The organism is Paenibacillus sp. FSL M7-0896 (genome assembly GCF_037975415.1).
Taxonomy (GTDB): domain Bacteria; phylum Bacillota; class Bacilli; order Paenibacillales; family Paenibacillaceae; genus Paenibacillus_AQ; species Paenibacillus_AQ silagei.
On the sequence record NZ_CP150250.1, the window covers coordinates 2,062,863 to 2,080,228 of the forward strand.

Annotated in this window: 14 protein-coding genes and 1 tRNA gene; 5 read left to right on the forward strand and 10 right to left on the reverse strand. The window is 53.8% G+C overall.

Annotation, left to right across the window (positions count from 1 at the left end):
• Positions 1 to 96: 96 nt before the first annotated feature.
• From MKY12_RS08685 to MKY12_RS08705, 5 genes are all read right to left on the reverse strand, one after another.
• Positions 97 to 1,239: an asparaginase gene (locus MKY12_RS08685; RefSeq protein WP_339313461.1), complete on the reverse strand. Its 1,143-nt coding sequence runs from the start codon at positions 1,237 to 1,239 to the stop codon at positions 97 to 99.
• Between the two features lie 346 nt (positions 1,240 to 1,585).
• The gene (locus tag MKY12_RS08690) at positions 1,586 to 2,437 is read right to left on the reverse strand and encodes a hypothetical protein (protein WP_339313462.1); all 852 of its coding nucleotides are present in this window, start codon (positions 2,435 to 2,437) and stop codon (positions 1,586 to 1,588) included.
• A complete protein-coding gene (locus MKY12_RS08695) occupies positions 2,434 to 2,952 on the reverse strand; it encodes a sigma-70 family RNA polymerase sigma factor (protein ID WP_076085161.1) in 519 nt (172 codons plus the stop codon). The genes MKY12_RS08690 and MKY12_RS08695 overlap by 4 nt, the downstream gene beginning before the upstream one ends.
• A 181-nt stretch (positions 2,953 to 3,133) precedes the next feature.
• Positions 3,134 to 3,901 carry an ABC transporter ATP-binding protein gene (locus MKY12_RS08700; RefSeq protein WP_339313463.1) on the reverse strand — a complete coding sequence of 256 codons (768 nt, stop codon included), beginning with the start codon at positions 3,899 to 3,901 and terminating at the stop codon, positions 3,134 to 3,136.
• The gene (locus MKY12_RS08705) at positions 3,901 to 5,007 is read right to left on the reverse strand and encodes an iron ABC transporter permease (RefSeq protein ID WP_076085078.1); all 1,107 of its coding nucleotides are present in this window, start codon (positions 5,005 to 5,007) and stop codon (positions 3,901 to 3,903) included. The genes MKY12_RS08700 and MKY12_RS08705 overlap by 1 nt, the downstream gene beginning before the upstream one ends.
• A gap of 247 nt (positions 5,008 to 5,254) precedes the next feature.
• On the opposite strand from MKY12_RS08705, the gene MKY12_RS08710 reads away from it, so the two are divergent.
• Entirely contained in the window at positions 5,255 to 6,322 is a 1,068-nt protein-coding gene (locus MKY12_RS08710; protein ID WP_339313464.1) for an ABC transporter substrate-binding protein, read from the forward strand.
• Positions 6,323 to 6,441: 119 nt separating this feature from the next.
• On the opposite strand, the gene MKY12_RS08715 is transcribed toward MKY12_RS08710, so the two are convergent.
• Genes MKY12_RS08715 through MKY12_RS08730 form a run of 4 tightly spaced genes read right to left on the reverse strand, consistent with a single transcriptional unit; the run spans position 6,442 to position 10,347 of the window.
• Positions 6,442 to 7,434 (reverse strand): ATP-binding cassette domain-containing protein, encoded by a 993-nt coding sequence (locus tag MKY12_RS08715; RefSeq protein WP_339313466.1) that lies wholly within the window; start codon positions 7,432 to 7,434, stop codon positions 6,442 to 6,444.
• Positions 7,434 to 8,216: an ABC-2 family transporter protein gene (locus MKY12_RS08720; protein ID WP_339313467.1), complete on the reverse strand. Its 783-nt coding sequence runs from the start codon at positions 8,214 to 8,216 to the stop codon at positions 7,434 to 7,436. Before MKY12_RS08720 ends, MKY12_RS08715 begins: the two co-directional genes overlap by 1 nt.
• 32 nt (positions 8,217 to 8,248) lie before the next feature.
• Positions 8,249 to 9,067, reverse strand: coding sequence for an ABC-2 family transporter protein (locus MKY12_RS08725; protein WP_076085067.1), 819 nt, complete (start codon positions 9,065 to 9,067; stop codon positions 8,249 to 8,251).
• The gene (locus MKY12_RS08730; protein ID WP_339313468.1) at positions 9,067 to 10,347 is read right to left on the reverse strand and encodes a serine hydrolase domain-containing protein; all 1,281 of its coding nucleotides are present in this window, start codon (positions 10,345 to 10,347) and stop codon (positions 9,067 to 9,069) included. The genes MKY12_RS08725 and MKY12_RS08730 overlap by 1 nt, the downstream gene beginning before the upstream one ends.
• 132 nt (positions 10,348 to 10,479) lie before the next feature.
• On the opposite strand from MKY12_RS08730, the gene MKY12_RS08735 reads away from it, so the two are divergent.
• Positions 10,480 to 11,787, forward strand: coding sequence for an amino acid permease (locus tag MKY12_RS08735; RefSeq protein ID WP_339313469.1), 1,308 nt, complete (start codon positions 10,480 to 10,482; stop codon positions 11,785 to 11,787).
• A 145-nt stretch (positions 11,788 to 11,932) separates the two neighbouring features.
• Positions 11,933 to 12,005, forward strand: a tRNA-Lys gene (locus MKY12_RS08740).
• A 505-nt stretch (positions 12,006 to 12,510) separates the two neighbouring features.
• Here the strand turns inward: MKY12_RS08740 and MKY12_RS08745 are convergent.
• On the reverse strand, positions 12,511 to 12,864 hold the full coding sequence (locus MKY12_RS08745) for a VOC family protein (RefSeq protein WP_339255157.1): 354 nt from the start codon (positions 12,862 to 12,864) through the stop codon (positions 12,511 to 12,513).
• 196 nt (positions 12,865 to 13,060) lie between these two features.
• On the opposite strand from MKY12_RS08745, the gene MKY12_RS08750 reads away from it, so the two are divergent.
• Both MKY12_RS08750 and MKY12_RS08755 read left to right on the forward strand, forming a co-directional pair.
• Positions 13,061 to 15,991: an insulinase family protein gene (locus tag MKY12_RS08750; RefSeq protein WP_339313470.1), complete on the forward strand. Its 2,931-nt coding sequence runs from the start codon at positions 13,061 to 13,063 to the stop codon at positions 15,989 to 15,991.
• Positions 15,992 to 16,152: 161 nt separating this feature from the next.
• A complete protein-coding gene (locus MKY12_RS08755) occupies positions 16,153 to 17,202 on the forward strand; it encodes an Atu2307/SP_0267 family LLM class monooxygenase (RefSeq protein WP_339313472.1) in 1,050 nt (349 codons plus the stop codon).
• Positions 17,203 to 17,366: the final 164 nt, after the last annotated feature.

Consider the following 17,366-nt stretch of genomic DNA (forward strand, 5'->3'; position numbering starts at 1 on the left):
TTAAGCAGCAGAAAGCGGAGGCCGGGGGCCTCCGCTTATCTTTTGTGCCCTATGAGGAAATGATGTGGAGGAGCCGCTCGAAAAGCGCGCGTCTTCTTATTTGCTCATATCGTAATCCGGCATTCCAATGGTAGAGAACCACTGACGGATCTGCTCCTGGTCCTTGGAGAAGGTAAGGCCCAGCTGAAGCAGGATTCTTGCCTTTTGCGGGAGTAAATCGCCTGCACCGATGATGCCTTTGGCGCCAGTGTCATATACTGCGCCTGAACCCGCGCGTGTTGCACTTACGAATAAGACACCCTTCTCGATAGCCGCCGTACGGGCTGCCTGCTGCGCGGTAGAGATCCCGCCGGCACCATGGCCCGCCGTTACAATCCCTCTAACCCCTTCATTAGCCAAGGCCGTAATGGGCGTAGCGGAGGCTTCTGTATAACTATACACAACATCGACTTTGGCCAAATCTTCCGGCTGGATGGTGCTGAGATCAAAAGGAGTCTTCCACTTCTCCGTACCGGCATCCTTGACACGGGCTGGCGCACGAACCGCACGAATCCGGTTCTCATCTACCGTCCCCAGAGCGCCGTAGCGGCCCCCGTCGAAGGTATCCAGACGCAGTGCATCCGTCTTGGTAACTTCCCTGGCTGCAAAGAATTCATCGTTCATCATCAAAACTGTACCATAGTAAGTGGTTTTCTGACTTGCAGCCAGCCGGATTGCATTCAGCAGATTAGCTTCTCCGTCGAAGGAGATCGTATTGGATTGTCGCATGGACCCGGTGAAGATAACAGGCTTGGGACTGCGGACAGTGAGATCAGTCCAGTAAGCCAACTCTTCCATGATGTTGGTGCCGGTAGTAACAACTACAGCATGAACAGCCGGGTTGGCCAGTTCCTTGTCGATAGCGATGGTAAGGTTGTATAAGTCCTTGGAGGTGGTTTGCGCCGAGCTGATATTGCTTAGCTCTGTACTGGTGACATTGGCTATTTTGGATAGCTCGGGCTGTAGTCTTTGGATAATATCATTAATGGGTACCTTTGGCGTTCCGTACGTCTGAAACAGCTCTCTGGAAGGAGAAGTGGAGGTGATGGTTCCTCCGACACCGACTACTACGACATTCGGTATGATTCTCCCGGGAGTGGTGACTTCGGCGGCCTTCGTGATAGAAGGGAAGGATAACATGGTGAAGAGAACCAACAGAGCGGTAAAGAGACTTAGACTTCTTTTGTGCATAAGATTCATAAGTGACCTCCTCTTAATTTGATTTCTGTGTAAGTATATATGACATTATTCATAATTGTCAAAATGATAATTTTACTTATATGTAAAATAAATTCATAAATATGCATAAAAATTTAATAAAAATTAATTTTATGTGATTATACAAAACATATAAATGACACATACTTTACATTTAAGTCCGTAACGATGAGCGATCGCCCATCAGGTGTATAGAGGGAAATTCATCTGGAGCTGCAATTGCCGCACAAAAAGGCCGCTTTCATGCTCTTCCCCTCCTTAAAGCTGACGCGGATGGGTAGGGCAATAAAAGCGGCCGCTGCTTCACAACCTGCCTGTGGGAATACGGTCAATCGTCCGGATGTCCATTGCTCATCCAGCTATCCACGCGCAGGTTTCCGGCATAGTCTTCACGCGCGGAGATTGCTGCGAGCTTCTGCTCGGCGGCTTCACGGGTGGCGAAACCGCCGATGACAGCGGCGAAATCACCAGAGGCTGTCTTCAGGAAGGTAACATCGTCATCCAGATAGATCTCTTCCAGGATAGCCAGTGATTCTCCCGGAGGCATTCCTTCGCTGCGTACATAGTAGACTTCCTTAGATGCAGGGGCCTTGCCCTCTGCTGTCAGCTTCAGCTCAAGCGTACCCGGATTGCTGTACTCGGTAAGGGTATGGCGCGTACCTTCCTTCAGTTCAACCACGAACCGCATGGCGGAATCATCCAGGATGATATTTCTGTACACATCACTGACCAGCGGAGAGGCCAGGATATCCTGCTCCAGCGCATCATAATCGAAGCTGCGGACACCGTTAAAGGTGAAGATCAGACGGTCCGGAGCCTCCCTCTGGTCGACTGTATAGGAAGGTACACTTGCGGCTGTATCGCCTTCCTGATCGAATACAATGCGGACGGTATCCTCTGCAGTAACGGTGCTCACGGCGGCTCCGTCGGTCCGCTCGCCTCCAGTCCCGAATTGCAGCACCTTCACGATGCTTCCGACTACGGGAACCTTAGACAGGGCGTTTGCTACATCGGGAATATTAACGACAAGCAGGCAGGCAATGATGGCTGCGGCCAGCGAGCTGTATCGTTTCAGCCGGACTGTTCTTCTCCGGGCCACTGCCTTTCTCTGCGCTGCCTCCAGAATGTCTCCAAGCTGTGCGGGAATTTCGATCTGTGCATAGCGGTCTTTTCCTGTCATATTCCCTCGACCTCCCCATCCTTTAAGTGAGCCTTCAGTTTGCCGATAATCTTGTAGAACCTGGTCTTGACGGTGTTCTCCGGCAGCTCCAGAATGTCCGCCATGTCCCTGAAGCGCAGATCCTCAAAAAATTTCAGGATAATATAAGCCTTCTCTTCCGGCAGTAGTCTGTCAAGAGCCTGGTACAGATCCAGCTTCTCTTCCAGTGGAACTGCATGCTCATCCCCGGTATAGCTCTGCGGGTGATCCTCCATGTAAGTCACCCGTTTGTTTCGGTTAAGATGGTCAATAGCGGTGTTGATGACAATCCGGGTCATCCAGGTCTCGAAATACTGCGGTGTCTTCATCCGTCCGAACGCAAGATACCCCTTATAGGTAGCCTCCGAGACAATTTCTAGCGCTTCATGCTCGTTTTTAACATAACAGTAGGCCTTGCGGAACAGGTTGTTCCGGCAGTCTTGAAGCTGTTCAGCGAATGGTTGGTATACTTGCGGCTGGGCTTTCAGTTCTTTCACTCCTTTATTGGCTTCTTGAAGCATTTGATTGACCATTAGACCGTCAAGGGGTGAAAATAGTTTCAACATCCTGCAAAAAGAATAAACCTGCGGGCACAGAGCCGCAGGCTGTAGAAGCTTCTCGCTGAAACGGTACCGTCCTTTAAAAGGACGGCAAAGCCGTTTCCATTTGTCCGAAGGATTACCTTGTCTCCAGATAGGCGATGCCCAGCGCTCCGGTGACCGGATTGCGGTAGGTCTCGCACTCCACATCGAAGACCTCGCGGATTAATTCCTTCGTTAGAATATCCTCAGGGATTCCGCTGGCCGCGACCCGGCCTTCCTTCATGACATACAGATAGTCGCAGTATTCGGCGGCCAGGGTCAGATCGTGGAGCGCGGCGAGAATGCCGATATCCAGCTTTCGGACGATATTCAGAATCTGCAGCTGGTATTTGATATCCAGATGGTTGGTCGGTTCGTCCAGGATCATGAATTCCGGCTGCTGGGCCAGCACACGCGCCAGAATGACACGCTGCTTCTCGCCGCCGGATAAGGAGTTATAGCTGCGGCCTGTGTGCCCCTCCAGATTGACCTTGCAGAGTGCGGCCGAGACAATGTCAGCGTCCTGCTGGCTGTCGGTTTCCAGCTTGCCTTTGTGGGGCGTCCGGCCCATTGCCACCATCTCACGTACGGTGAAGTCGAAGCTCAGCTCGTTGAACTGGCCGACTACGCCCAGCTTCCGGGCAACAAGCTTCGGGCTGGCCTTGATCACATTAAGCTCAGAGAGAAAGACATCGCCCTGGCGCGGTTTAATGACTTTATAGATGCTCTTGAGCAGCGTCGATTTGCCGCAGCCGTTCGGGCCGATCAGGCCGACGAATTGTTTATTTTGCACCCTCAGCGAGACCTCCTGCACAATCTTCGCCTCACCGAAAGAGACGCTTAGCCGTTCAACATTCAGATTCATCAGCTTTTCCCTCCGAAGGCATAGCCTTTTCTAATTAGCATGTACATGAACATCGGCGCTCCAATCAGGGCGGTAATGATCCCGATCGGCAGCTCCACATTCGGTACGATGGTCCGGGCAATGACGTCCGTCCAGATCAGGAAGATCGCTCCGAACAGAATCGACGCCGGCAGCAGTCTGCGGTGGTCCGAGCCCACCAGTCCCCGCACCAGATGGGGGATAATTAGTCCCACGAAGCCGATCATCCCGCAGCTGGCTACCATAACGCCGGTAATCAGCGCTGTGAGAATCATGTAGACTCTGCGGTAGGCACCGAGATGAATGCCCAGCGTAACCGCAGCCTCATCTCCAAGCAGCATGGCGTTCAGCACGCGGAACTGCGAGAGGAACAGGATAACGGCGAGCAGAACGGTGACCGAGATCAGCGGCAGCTTGTCCCAGCTGGAGGCGGCCAGGCTGCCCATCGTCCAGAAGGTAACTGTCTTAATGCCTTCGGCATTGTTCGCGAAATAGACAATGAAATTGGCAAAAGCGGTACATAAAGCGTTAATGACCATCCCGGCCAGCACCAGCTTGACGGAGGTCATTTTGCCGCCCGCACTGGCAAGTGTGAGGACCAACAGAGATGCACCAACCGCCCCTGCAAAAGCCCAAAAGGCGACTCCCGACTGGCCGAGCAGCCCCATCGAGCCGAAGCCGATCAGGATGGCGAAGGTTGCGCCCAGCGAAGCGCCGGAGGAAATACCGAGTATGTATGGATCAGCCAGGGGATTCTGTACCGCCGCCTGCATAATCGTCCCGCACAGCGTAAGTCCGGCGCCGATGAACATCGCCATCAGGACACGCGGGAAGCGGATTTTCCAGATAATATCCACGAAAGAACCGTTCGTCAGCTCCTGCATATCTCCAATCTGGATGCCTGTGATGTGATGAAGCAGAATCCGGTAGGATTGGGAGACAGGAATGTCCACCTGGCCGAAGGAGACCGCAGCCCCGGCAGACAGCAGGGTGATAATGAACAGGACGCCTATAACAGCCATGAAGCCGTAACGGGAATGAATGAGAGATTGCTTAGGCTGTGAAGGTACGGCTAGATCAGTATGCATGACAATGGGAAGGCTCCTTTACATTAAAAGATTAGTATGGACGGACTCATCAGAAGACACTGTGAGCAGAATATCGTAGCATGTTTTTAAATATAAAGGATATTGAGAACGATTGTCAATGATAATAATTCTCATTGACATGCTGTCCAACTTTCTATATTCTACGGAGGTATCCCCTGCAAGGCTATGGGCTTAATGCCCTACCCGCAGGATAACTAACATACATACAGAAAAGGGGAACCAAAGAATGAAGAAAATATTCAAACGATATGTACCGCTGCTGGCGGTTCTGGTGATGGCGGTCATGCTGGCAGCTTGTTCTTCCAATGCAGGTAATGAGAAGGAAGCGGCGGCAACGGCTGCACCTGCATCGGCCAGTCCCGCACCGGCGGAGACTGCACCTGCGGCGGCCAAGACGGTATATCCGCTTACTGTTGAGAACCATACGAATAACGGGGAAGGCACCGAATGGACGACTAAATCGCAGACCTTCGATAAGGCTCCTGAGAAGGTAGTAGCGAATACCCAAGGTGCGGCGGAACTGCTGATTAAGCTGGGGCTTACCGACAAAATGGTTGGGGTTGCGGCTCTCTACGGTGCAGGCGATCCGGCGGTTCAAGAGGAATTCAAGAAGATTCCTGTCATCTCCCAGGACTATGCCAGCAAAGAGCTGGTTGTAGGCGCAAGCCCGGATCTGGTGATGGGGCGCGGCGGCCTGTTCGCGGATGCGGATTGGGGAGTCGGGACGGTAGGCGGACTCAATGAGCTGGGCATCAAGACCTTCGTGCAGAGCACCAGTCTGCAAGGGGCAACGCTTGACAGCCTGTACAAGGATATTGAACAGCTCGGCCAGATCTTTGATGTGCAGGAGAAGGCTACTGCATATATTGCAGAGCTGAAGGAGCGTGCAGCGAAGCTGAAGGAAGGGGCAGCAGCAGGAGGGAAGACCTTTGCTTACGTCTCTGACGGGGGCAACGGCGCGATCGCTGTCTATAGCGGGAACGTGGATACTTTTGCGGGAGATGTGCTGGGACTGCTTGGACTGACTAACAGCTACGCGGATGTGACCGGTGAGATCAGCAAGGAGCAATTAATTGCGACCAACCCGGATGTCCTGCTGATCTCGGTATACACAGGCGGTATTGATGCTGACCAGTCGATAAAAGCGTTCTATGCCGATCCGTCACTGCAGAGTCTGAAGGCAATCCAAAACAAAGCAATCTATAAGATTGACTTCAACCAGTTCTGGGGATATAGCTATTCCATCTTTGACGGGGCGGAGAAGCTTGCGTCTGAGCTGGCTGCCGGGAAGTAAGACGAAGCTGCCTAATGGTTAATGATAAGCGTTACTTTGTCCATAAGAGCTAATAAACACCTGAAAAACAGGCAGCCTGAGCGGTCACGGTAAAGTGACGGTTCAGGCTGTTTGTTGGTTTATGCTTGTACACTCTCATAAATATTCATGACCACCTGCTGAATCGGCAGCTCCTTGACCGAAATATCCGAGAAGCCGTGCTTGCGGGAGATATTCTCGATGAACTCGCTGATCGAGATGCGGGCGGTGTCCACCTCCAGCGTAACCTGGAAGTCTGACGGCCGCTCAACCACCTTGGTGTAATCGTTGTCGAAGGGGGTGTTCTGCACAGACTCTACGAAGGTAAAGCTGACCTGCTTCTTCTCTCCCAGAAAGACTTTAAGCCGCTGCAGCGAATCATCGAACACCTTCTCGCCATGGTTAATGACGATGACCCGGTGCGCCAGCTCCTCCACATCCTCCAGATCATGGGTAGTCAGGATACAGGTCATATTCAGCTTCTTGTTCATCTGGCGGATGAATTCGCGGATCTTGACCTTGGCGATCACATCCAGCCCGATCGTCGGCTCATCCAGGAACAGGATGTCCGGCTGGTGCAGCATGGCCATGACGAATTCGCATTTCATGCGTTCGCCCAGCGACAGCACCCGGGTAGGCTTCTCAATGACCTGGGAGATTTCCAGCAGCACCGCGAGCTCCTCCAGCCGATGATTGAAATCCGGGGTGGAGATTCCGTAGATAGCCTTGTTCATATTGAAGCTGTCGATGGGCGGAATATCCCAGATGAGCTGGGATTTCTGGCCGAAGACAGCTCCGATTTTGCCGACATACCGCTTCCGGTCACGGGCCGGGGAATAGCCGAGGACCGAAATCTCCCCGCTTGTCGGGTAGAGTGCGCCGCAGAGCATTTTGATGGTCGTCGATTTGCCGGCCCCGTTAGGACCCAGCATGCCGCAGATTTCGCCCTGCTCAATGGCAAAGCTGATATCGTTCACAGCCTGGACCGAGACTTCTTCACGCTTGAAGAAGCTCCTGAAGGTCTGCCCCATGCCTGCGCCCCGCTTATAAGTGGTGTATGTCTTCGTTAAATGCTTCACATCTATAACCGGCATCAGCCGCCAACCCCCTCATATAATCTGATCATGTGCCGGTAGACCCAAATGCCTGCCCAGAGAAAGACAAAGCAGGGCAGTATCGCTGTAAAATCACTGGCTCCTACCCGGCCAAGCAGCGCCGAGGCCGGGAGGAAGCCGACCATGCCCACAGGAATGATCATCGTCGCTGCCGCCTGCACCGCCTTCGGGAATATCGGCAGCGGATACTTGCCGACACTCAGTACACTGTCGGCCAGCTCGGAAATCCGCGAATTGCCCACCCACTTGAACGACATCGCCGCCATCATCAGTGATAACCCGGCCAGGACTGCCGTTCCGGCGAAGAACATGCCTGCGAATTGCAGCCAGGCTAAGGCCGGAATCGCGCCTACATGCCAGGCGGAGAACACGAATAACGCCGCTCCGCCCAGGAACAGCCCGGCACTTTCGGTGGAGAAGGTCGTAGCCACAAGGTAGAACAGCGGATTCAGCGGCTTAAGCAGCACTACCTCGAAGCTGCCCTCCCGGACATGCGACATGGTGGTCCACATGACCCCTCCGAAGACAAGGCTGGAGAGGCCGCTGGACATCGTGAATACGGACTGGATCAACAAGACCTCGTATAAGCTCCAGCCGGGGAAGCTGGTGCCTGCCCGGTAGATCAGCAGGGTCACCAGCGGAAACAGTATATTACCGATGAGGGTAATCAGACTGCTGACGATGAAGTTCATCCTATAGGCCGAAGCCGTCTGCACGGCGGAGTACATGCACTGCTTGTATACATCTACATACCTTTTCATGTCAAGAATGTTCCTTTCTTCGGGGCATTCATTCACGCGCCGACCGCGGTAAACTGCTTCATGGCCCGGCGGCGGACCAGCTCATTGCACCCGAACATTACCAGCACAGCCGCTCCCTGCATGCCGACAGCCTCCGGGATGGATAACTCTAGGCCGCCGAGTGAATAATGGCCGGTGAACACCATGGCAGGCATATAAGCAATGTATTGAAATGGCAGGAACAACTGGGTCACCTGCAGCCAGTGCGGGAAGAAATCCAGCGGAATGAGCGCACCTGAGAAAATCCCCGACACCAGCATGAAGGCGCTACGTATGCCCCCTGACTGCACCAGCCAGAAGGAGGTGAGGCCAATCGTATAGTTGACATAGAAATTCATCAGAAAAGCGAGCAGCACGGACACTATGGTCCACGGCAGGCTTGCCGGCCGCATATCGATGCCGAAGATAAAGATAAAAATCAGCAGGCACGGCAGAAATTCAAACACGAAGCCGAGGAAGCGGTGTCCGAGCTTCTGGAACAGCGCGAAGGAACGGTGATCGACCGGACGCAGATGGAAGGTCAGAAACTTGCCGGTGCGGACAAGCATCGACAGATTCCAGTCGGCGAAATCCATGATCAGGTAACCAATCAGCGCCGTTGCCCCGAAGTAGCGGATCATTTGCTGGAGATCAAGCCCGCCCAGTGTAGCCTGCCCTCCATAGACTGCGGTCCAGATGAAATACTGCACCATGAAATAGACAGGACCGACGATTACGGACACCAGGGAGTGAGTGCGGTAGGCACTCCACTCCTTATAGGTTACCGCCGCCACGGAGCGGCAGATCCTCCAGTTATGCTTGAGACGGTTCATCAGATCACGCCTGACCAGATAATATTGGTGACATTGAACAGCGCCTCCGCGTACCAGTTATCGTCCTTGAACGGCACGAACCATACCGCAGCAAGCTGCTCGGCAGGGTCCATCACCATACAGCAGGCTCCGGCTCCTTCATGGAAATAACTGCCCTCGGAGTAAAAGAAGGCGGGACCCTTCCGCATATCCAGTCCAATACCGTAGCTCCGGTCTTTGACATCATTGCCCCAACAGTAGTCGGGAACCCCGTAGAGTGTACGGGTGGTGAGCTTCTCGACGGCTTTGCGGCCGAGAATGCGGGTCTCACCCAGTCGGCCCATGCCCAGCAGCATGTTGGCGAAGCGGATCAGGTCAGCCGGTGTGGAGGACAGCCCTCCGCCGGTGCTGGATACCGTCTCCCACAGCTTTTCTGCCGCAGAGACCTCGGGCTGGATGCCTTGGGCCAGCTCATTCAACTGCTTCTCCCGCATTTCGTTGCGGATAATGAAGCGCCCCGCCAGCTCCGGCGTCGGCTCCCACATCGTATCCTTCATGCCGAGCGGCTTCAGGATGTTCTCCTCTATGTACTGCTCGGCGGTAACGCCAGTCACCTTCTTGATAATCTCGCCAAGAATACAGAAGCCGAAGGAGCAGTATTGCCATTCCTCGCCTACCTTCTTATTCACGCCGCAGCTCAGCGCGGCGGTGATCCAGTCCGGATCCCCGTCCTCCGGCCTGTAGCTGTCGAAGTATTCGCCGATGAGCTGCCAATAGCTTTTGTGATAGGGAATCATGCTGCACGCGCAGTCGGGGAACAGGCCGGAGGTATGGGTCAGCAGGCTGTAGATATCGATTTTGGCAAAAGGCTCCACGTTAAACGGTTTCAGAAAAGTGCCGACGGGAAGGTCCAGCCGGAGCACGCCATCCTCCACAAGCTTGGCTATGGCCACGGAGGTAATGGCTTTGGTGATTGAAGCAATTCTATGAACGGTAGTCGGCAACAACGGCTCCGTCCGCTCTTTGCGGTAGGAGAGGGGGCCGATGGCGCCGTGCATGAACGTCTTGCCGTATCTGGATATACAATATGAGGCGGCTTGAATCTTTTTGTCATCGATCAGTTGCTGGAAGTGGGTATGCAATACCCCGATTCTTGTAGCGTCATAATTCACCTCTGCCGGTGAGCAGTCGGTAATGCCTGGAGTGTACAGCATAAAGGTATATGCCTCCTCGAAGGTTGTGGCGCTGAGCGAACCAGCTATGCCCAGGGAAATACGCCCAGGCTTCAGTATATCTTCCATATAGTGTTAGTTACAATGGGGAGTTTGGTTTATAACCAATTTCTCCGGCTCAAAAAGAGGGGTGAACAGGACAAATAGAGAAATAAAAGCATGATAAATATTTCACAGAACGGAAGGACAATGAATCACATCATGACAACAAAGCCGTTAACCAAAAGTATTACGTTCATGCAAGCCCTGGCCCTGGTGGTCGGGATGATTATTGGATCGGGGATTTTTTTGAAGCCCGGAATTGTATTGAATAATGCGGGTAGCCCATGGATGAGTATTCTGGCCTGGGGTGTTGGAGGGATCATTACCCTGGCTTCGGCGCTGAGTGTGGCGGAGATCGCGGCTGCCATTCCGAAGTCGGGAGGCCTATATACTTATTTAAGTGAATTGTACGGCGGAGTATTCGGTTATCTGCTCGGCTGGGTGCAGGCGGTGATCTCCTATCCGGCTTCTGTGGCGGCGCTGGCCATTGCCTTTGCTACCTATTCCGGTTACTTTCTGCCGTTGAATGCATGGCAGCAGAAGCTGCTTGCCGTGGGTATTCTGGGCTTCATTCTGTTGATGAATGTTATAGCGACGAAGTTCGGCGGGATTATTCAGACGGTGGCTACGGTTGGAAAGCTGATTCCGGTGGCGGGCATTGTGGGCGTCGGGCTGTTCTCGGATCTGGCTCCCGGCTTCGGAGGCATCGGTACAGCGGCTGCGGGTGCAGGCTTCGGGGCTGCGGTGCTCGGCACACTCTGGGCTTATGACGGCTGGATCAGCGTAACCAATATGGCGGGAGAGATCAAAGACCCGGCCAGGACGCTGCCCAAAGTCATTTCGATCGGTGTTATTTTTGTCATCGCCGTGTATGTATTGTTCAATATTGCGGTGTTCCAGGCGCTGCCCTATGACCAGATCGTGTCGTCCCCGACTCCGGGTGCCGATGCAGCAGAGGCGCTGTTCGGTAGCGGCGGCGGAGCCTTTATTACGGCAGGCATTATTGTCTCTGTGCTGGGTGCGCTGAACGGTTATCTCATGACCGCAGCACGGGTGCCGCAGGCGATGGGGGAGCGGGGACAGCTTCCGTTCTCCCGGGTGCTGAGCAGCATTCATCCGAAGTTCCAGACACCGGCGAATGCGCTTGTTTTTCAGAGTATACTGGCCGTGATCTATATCTTCTCCGGGACCTTCAATACGCTGACCGATCTGCTGGTGTTTGTCCTGTGGATCTTCTTCACGATGGGCGTGTTCGGCGTGTTCCTCCTGCGCAGGAAGCTGCCGCCTGTACAAGGCCGCTATCGCGTGCCACTCTATCCGTTCACCCCGATCCTTGGCGTAGCAGGGGGGCTCTATATTCTGGCCAGCACGATCATCAGTGATCCGCTGCGCTCGCTTATTGGGATTGGCATCACGCTTGCCGGACTCCCCGTGTATGTGGTGATGATGCGGAAGAATCGCGTGTAGACAGCTGTTCATAGCCAAGTGTGAGAAACTTTTAATAAAACAGTTGACAGCGCCCGTTCAAAAAAGTATACTATGAAAGTACTTTTGAGCGGACGCAGTCAGCTTAGAGATCATCGTCTAGAAGAATCATACATAGACACCATACGGACTCTTAGCTCAGTTGGTAGAGCAGTAGACTCTTAATCTATTTGTCCAGGGTTCGAGCCCCTGAGAGTCCATCCCTTAAGAAACGGCAGAAATGCCGTTTTTTTGCTGTACAGGAAATTATAATTCCTCCTGTTGTGGACAAGGTGAGTCTACATTTGTGGAAAAGAGCTCTTTGAATGATTCCTAGAGTGACTTGGTTGCTGAATGGGGCTGAAGGGTCGCCGGGAGAGCAGGAGTGTAACTAATTTCATCGGTAAAAGGCTGAATGCTATGCTAAAAACCGAGTACAAACGGCTGGTACAGCGGTATATAGGCCAAATGTATGTGGAAAACAGCATACATTGTGTTCACATGCAGGCGCATGGCTCAAATGTATGTGGAAAACAGCATACATTGTGTTCACATGCAGGCGCATGGCTCAAATGTATGTGGAAAACAGCATACATTGTGCTGGCATGCAGGCGCGTGGGCCAAATGAGGAGCACTATTGCATCTCATTCGGCTCAATCGCAGGCTAAATCAGCAAATCAGGTACACTAGTGCTAGTCCGTGGATAGCAAGCCCATCCGAACGCCGTTACATATGCTCCGCAAGCTGCACTTCGAAGCCGTCTGGGTCCAGAATATAGAAGAAGCGCAGGCTGGGATTCGGCGCGATAGGGCCGCGGGCTACCGGGATTCCTTCCTTAGCAAGTTCGGCCATAGCCTTGTCCAGCGATGCGACCTCGAAGCCTACAGAGACTCCGCACTCCGGCTTCAGCGGCGGGTCACTGCCCTCTATGAGTTCCAGCTTCGGCTGCCCCTCTATCCCCAGCATGACGATCTGCTTCCCTCTGCTCTCGAATCTGCGCTCCACAGGAAGCCCTAGAATCCGGTGATAGAAATCAAGGGAAGCCTCCAAATTGCGTACCCTGAGTGTAATCCAATTCATCGTGAGCTCCATCATGATCCATCCTTTGCTGTACAATTCAATTGCTGCTAAGATAAGCTATCCGCATATTTTAACATATTTGATCAGGAGGTTATAGTAATGAACAAGCCTCTATGCAGCTCATAGTGGAACCCGAAACCCCGGATATGATAAGCTCATGGAATCAGGGCAGCCCTGAACCAAGGAGGGAAAAGTTATGAGCAGCTTAATAGCAGGTGAGGTCTATTCCGGGTTTGAAGTTATACGCAAGGAGTACATACGGGAAATCGAATCCTCCGTATACACGCTGGAGCATCAGCAGAGCGGCGCACGGCTGCTCTATGTACAGAATCAGGATGACAATAAGGTATTCAGTGTCACGTTCCGGACTCCGCCTGCGGACAGCACGGGAGTGTTTCACATTCTGGAGCATTCGGTCCTCTGCGGCTCCGGCAAATTCCCGGTGAAGGAACCGTTCGTTGAGCTGCTGAAGGGCTCGATGAAGACGTTCCTGAACGCTTTTACCTTTGGCGATAAAACGATGTATCCGGTAGCCAGCCAGAATGACCAGGATTTTGCCAATCTGATGGAGGTCTATCTGGACAGCGTCTTTCAGCCGAACATTTACAGTCAGCCGGAGATTTTCGAGCAGGAGGGCTGGCACTATGAGTTGCCCAATTCCGGGGATGAGCTGATCTATAAGGGTGTCGTCTACAATGAGATGAAGGGCTCGTATTCCTCGCCGGTGACGGTGCTGATTGACCGGATCAAAAAATCGCTCTACCCGGGTACGATCTACCGTCACTCCTCCGGCGGCGATCCGCAGCATATCCCTGCATTGACCTATGAACAGTTTCTGGAGGCGCACCGGAATTATTATCACCCCTCGAACAGTTATTTCTATCTCTATGGCGATTTGAATATCGAAGCACGGCTGCAGTTTATCCATGAAGAATATCTCAGCCGCTATACCCGCAAGGCTATGGATACTTCGATTGCACTACAGGCACCGACCGGCATGACCCAGCTTACGGCGGAGTATCCCATTCTGGAGACGGAAACGGCTGCCGACAAGACATACTTGAGCTTGAATTATGTAATTGGGACCTCTCTGGACCGGGAGCTGAATCTGGCTTTTGCCATTCTGAAAAGCTTGCTGATGGACAGTAGCGCCGCCCCGCTGAAGCAAGCGCTGCTGGAGAGCGGTCTGGGCAAGGATGTGGTTGCTTTTTATTCAGATAGCATGGTTCAGCCTATGCTGGGTATTGCTTTGACACATTCTAACCCTGAGGCCAAGGAGGAGTTCGTGAATCTGGTCAGAGCTACCTTAAGCCGCCTTGCTGCGGAAGGTCTGGATGAGAAGCTGGTGCTCGCTGCGGTGAACAGCAAGGAATTTGAACTGCGGGAAGCCGATTTCAGCCAATATCCGAAGGGTCTCACCTACAATATGGAAGTGATGAAGGCCTGGCTGTATGACGGCTTGCCGTCCACATATCTGGAGTACGAAGCGGCGATTACGGCGATTCGTGAGCAAAGTGGCGAGCGGTATTTCGAGCGGCTGATTGAGACCTACCTGCTGAACAGTAACCATTGCAGTGTCGTTGTCCTCCAGCCTTCTCAGACACTGGCAGGGGAAAAGGATGCGGCGGTCCGCAGCCGTCTGGCGTCATATAAAGCGTCTTTGGCCCCGGCACAGCTGGATGAACTGGTGCTTAGCACGCAGAAGCTGCTGGCCCGGCAGAATACTCCTGACCCCGCAGAGGAGCTGGAGAAGCTGCCGAAGCTGACCCTCCAGGATGTTAACCCTATTGCCCCGGCCGGGGTACCCACAGTGGAGGTTGCGCTGGACGGGATTAAGGTGCTGCATCATGAAGTGGCTGCCGGTGCAATTGCCTATATCAAGCTGTACTGGGACACCAGCGTGCTTGCAGCACAGCAGATTCCTTATCTGGAGCTGCTGGCGAGAGTGCTAGGACAGCTGGAGACGGAAGCCTACAGTATTGAGGAGCTGACCAGTGAGATTGGGATTACTACGGGCGGCATTCGTTACCAGAATGAGGTGTTCGGAGCCGGGAAGTCTGCGGAAGGAAGCTATCAGGCCAAATTCAGCGCGCGGATCAAGGTCATGCAGGGCAACATCGGCGGTTCCCTGAAGCTGCTGCATGAGCTGCTCTACGGCAGCAATCTGGATAACCTGTCCAAGCTGCAGGAGATTGTCCGCCGGGAAGCCTCCGGCATGGAAGCGATGCTGACCCAGAAAGGCAATGAGATTGCAGCCAGCCGGGTGCTGTCGTACTTCTCGGACCGGGGGATGTACGAGGAGCAGCTTGGCGGCGTGGCGTATTACCGCTTCATCAAGGAGCTTGCCCGCAGCATTGACCAGCAGGCTGAAGGGCTTGCAGATACCTTGAAGGAAATCTGCGGCTTGTTGTTCAATACGCAGAATCTGACGCTCTCCCTCACCGGTACGGCGGATTCGTATGCGGAATTCGCCGCACATGTGCAGGAGCTGGACCTGAGCAGACGGGTGGTAGAGTCCCTGCCGCTCTTATCAGCACAGGGGCAGGCGGTCAACGAAGGCTTCATGTCCGCGAGCCAGGTGCAGTATGTAGTCAAAGGTTATGATTACAAGAAGCTGGGCTTCGCCTATTCCGGCAAGCTGCAGGTGCTTAAGAAGATCCTCAGCCTGACCTACCTGTGGAATACGGTCCGGGTCAAGGGCGGAGCGTATGGCGGCAATCTGCTCCTGCGCCGCGACGGGGTAATCCTGTTCACTTCCTACCGCGATCCGAACCTGCTGGAGACGCTGGAGGTCTATGACCGGGCCTCTCAGTTTGCCGGAGAATATTTGGCTGATGAAGCGGAGATGGAGAGGGCGATTATCGGGACCCTGGCCATGCTGGACCAGCCGCTGAGTCCCGGCGCTACAGGCCGTCAGGCGGACCGGCATTATTTCGAGCAGATTACGGCGGAAGACCTTCAGCAGGAACGTAATGAAATCCTGTCAGCCACAGCCGGGGATATCAGGAGCTATGCCAGTCTGCTTGCCGCGGTAACGCAGCAGAATTACTTCTGTGTGGTCGGGGGCGAATCCAAGCTGAAATCGGCTTCAGGTGCTTTTGGCAGCCTGGAGGAGCTGGTGAAGTAAGCGGGAGCGGCTACGATTAGCCAGCTAATACGAAACAGGGTGCCTCTGGAGCTGTTAATACAGCCGGGGCGCCCTGTTTGCTGCGGGTTAAAGTTTTCTTTGAATATTTGACTATTTAGTTTTAGAATATAAAGATTACTGACTTCTAGGAGGAACAATACGTGGAACTTGGAATAAGCACCTTTGTCGAGACAACGCCTGATGTAAATACCGGAGTGACTCTTAGCCATGCGGAGCGGCTGCGCGAAGTGGTGGAGGAGATCGTGCTTGCGGATCAGGTGGGACTGGATGTATACGGCGTGGGTGAGCATCACCGGCCTGATTTTGCAGCTTCATCGCCTGCTGTGCTAATGGCGGCGGCTGTACCGCTGACGACCCGAATCCGCCTGACCAGTGCGGTCATGATTCTGTCCTCAGCCGATCCGGTTCGGGTATTTCAGGATTTCGCAACACTGGACGGGATATCGGGGGGCCGTGCCGAGATTATGGTGGGCCGGGGCTCGTTCACCGAGTCGTTTCCTCTGTTCGGCTATGATCTGAAGGACTATGAAGAGCTGTTTGACGAGAAGCTGGACCTGCTGCTCAAGCTGCGGGAGCCCGGCAAGTTGAGCTGGAGCGGCAAGCACCGTCCGGCTATAACGAATCTGGAGATCTATCCGCGCCCGGAGCAGAATCCGCTGCCGGTATGGATTGCGAGTGCGGGAACTCCGGAGTCTGCGGTCCGTGCGGGTAACCTGGGCTTGCCCTTTGCTCTGGCGATTATCGGCAATGTGAATCCTTCCGATTATGCCATGCATGTACGGCTCTACAAGGAGGCAGCGGCCAAGGCTGGTCATGATGTGTCCAAGCTTCCGATTGCCTCACACTCTCATGGTTATGTTGCGGAGACGGACGAGCTTGCTGTGGAGGCCTTCTTCCCGTCTACACATGCGCGGACGAATGTCCGGGCGGTGGAGAAAGGACTCCCTTCGTATCACCGTGCGGATTACGATGCTGCCCGCAGCTTTGACGGTGCTCTATATGTGGGCGACCCGGACACAGTTGCCCGCAAAATCCTCCACCTCTACGAGCACGTAGGGATCACCCGCTTCCTGCTGCATGTCCCGCACGGCTCTATGCCGCATGCCGAGGTGATGCAGGCCATCCGCCTCTTCGGGACAGAGGTAGCGCCTAGGGTGCGGGAGGGAATTAAGCGATTGAAGCAAGCATAGCTCCTGCTAGAGCAAGAGCGCTACTGCTATGAAATCCTGCCTGAAATACAACATTCTCTCCACTAAACAGGTCTTGATCGAAGATTGTTGCAGGAAAGGCAGCATTTCCCCTCTTTTGTGCGGATTAGCTCGAGAAATCCTGTATATCATGCAACATCTCTCCC

Excerpts from the sequence above, each read along its gene's own strand:
- MKY12_RS08735 (WP_339313469.1), top strand. The coding sequence starts at position 10,480 with ATGACAACAAAGCCGTTAACCAAAAGTATTACGTTCATGCAAGCCCTG.
- MKY12_RS08750 (WP_339313470.1), top strand. The coding sequence starts at position 13,061 with ATGAGCAGCTTAATAGCAGGTGAGGTCTATTCCGGGTTTGAAGTTATA.
- MKY12_RS08685 (WP_339313461.1), bottom strand. The coding sequence starts at position 1,239 with ATGAATCTTATGCACAAAAGAAGTCTAAGTCTCTTTACCGCTCTGTTG.
- MKY12_RS08725 (WP_076085067.1), bottom strand. The coding sequence starts at position 9,067 with ATGAACCGTCTCAAGCATAACTGGAGGATCTGCCGCTCCGTGGCGGCG.
- MKY12_RS08715 (WP_339313466.1), bottom strand. The coding sequence starts at position 7,434 with ATGCCGGTTATAGATGTGAAGCATTTAACGAAGACATACACCACTTAT.
- MKY12_RS08690 (WP_339313462.1), bottom strand. The coding sequence starts at position 2,437 with ATGACAGGAAAAGACCGCTATGCACAGATCGAAATTCCCGCACAGCTT.
- MKY12_RS08700 (WP_339313463.1), bottom strand. The coding sequence starts at position 3,901 with ATGAATCTGAATGTTGAACGGCTAAGCGTCTCTTTCGGTGAGGCGAAG.
- MKY12_RS08745 (WP_339255157.1), bottom strand. The coding sequence starts at position 12,864 with ATGAATTGGATTACACTCAGGGTACGCAATTTGGAGGCTTCCCTTGAT.
- MKY12_RS08730 (WP_339313468.1), bottom strand. The coding sequence starts at position 10,347 with ATGGAAGATATACTGAAGCCTGGGCGTATTTCCCTGGGCATAGCTGGT.
- MKY12_RS08705 (WP_076085078.1), bottom strand. The coding sequence starts at position 5,007 with ATGCATACTGATCTAGCCGTACCTTCACAGCCTAAGCAATCTCTCATT.
- MKY12_RS08710 (WP_339313464.1), top strand. The coding sequence starts at position 5,255 with ATGAAGAAAATATTCAAACGATATGTACCGCTGCTGGCGGTTCTGGTG.
- MKY12_RS08720 (WP_339313467.1), bottom strand. The coding sequence starts at position 8,216 with ATGAAAAGGTATGTAGATGTATACAAGCAGTGCATGTACTCCGCCGTG.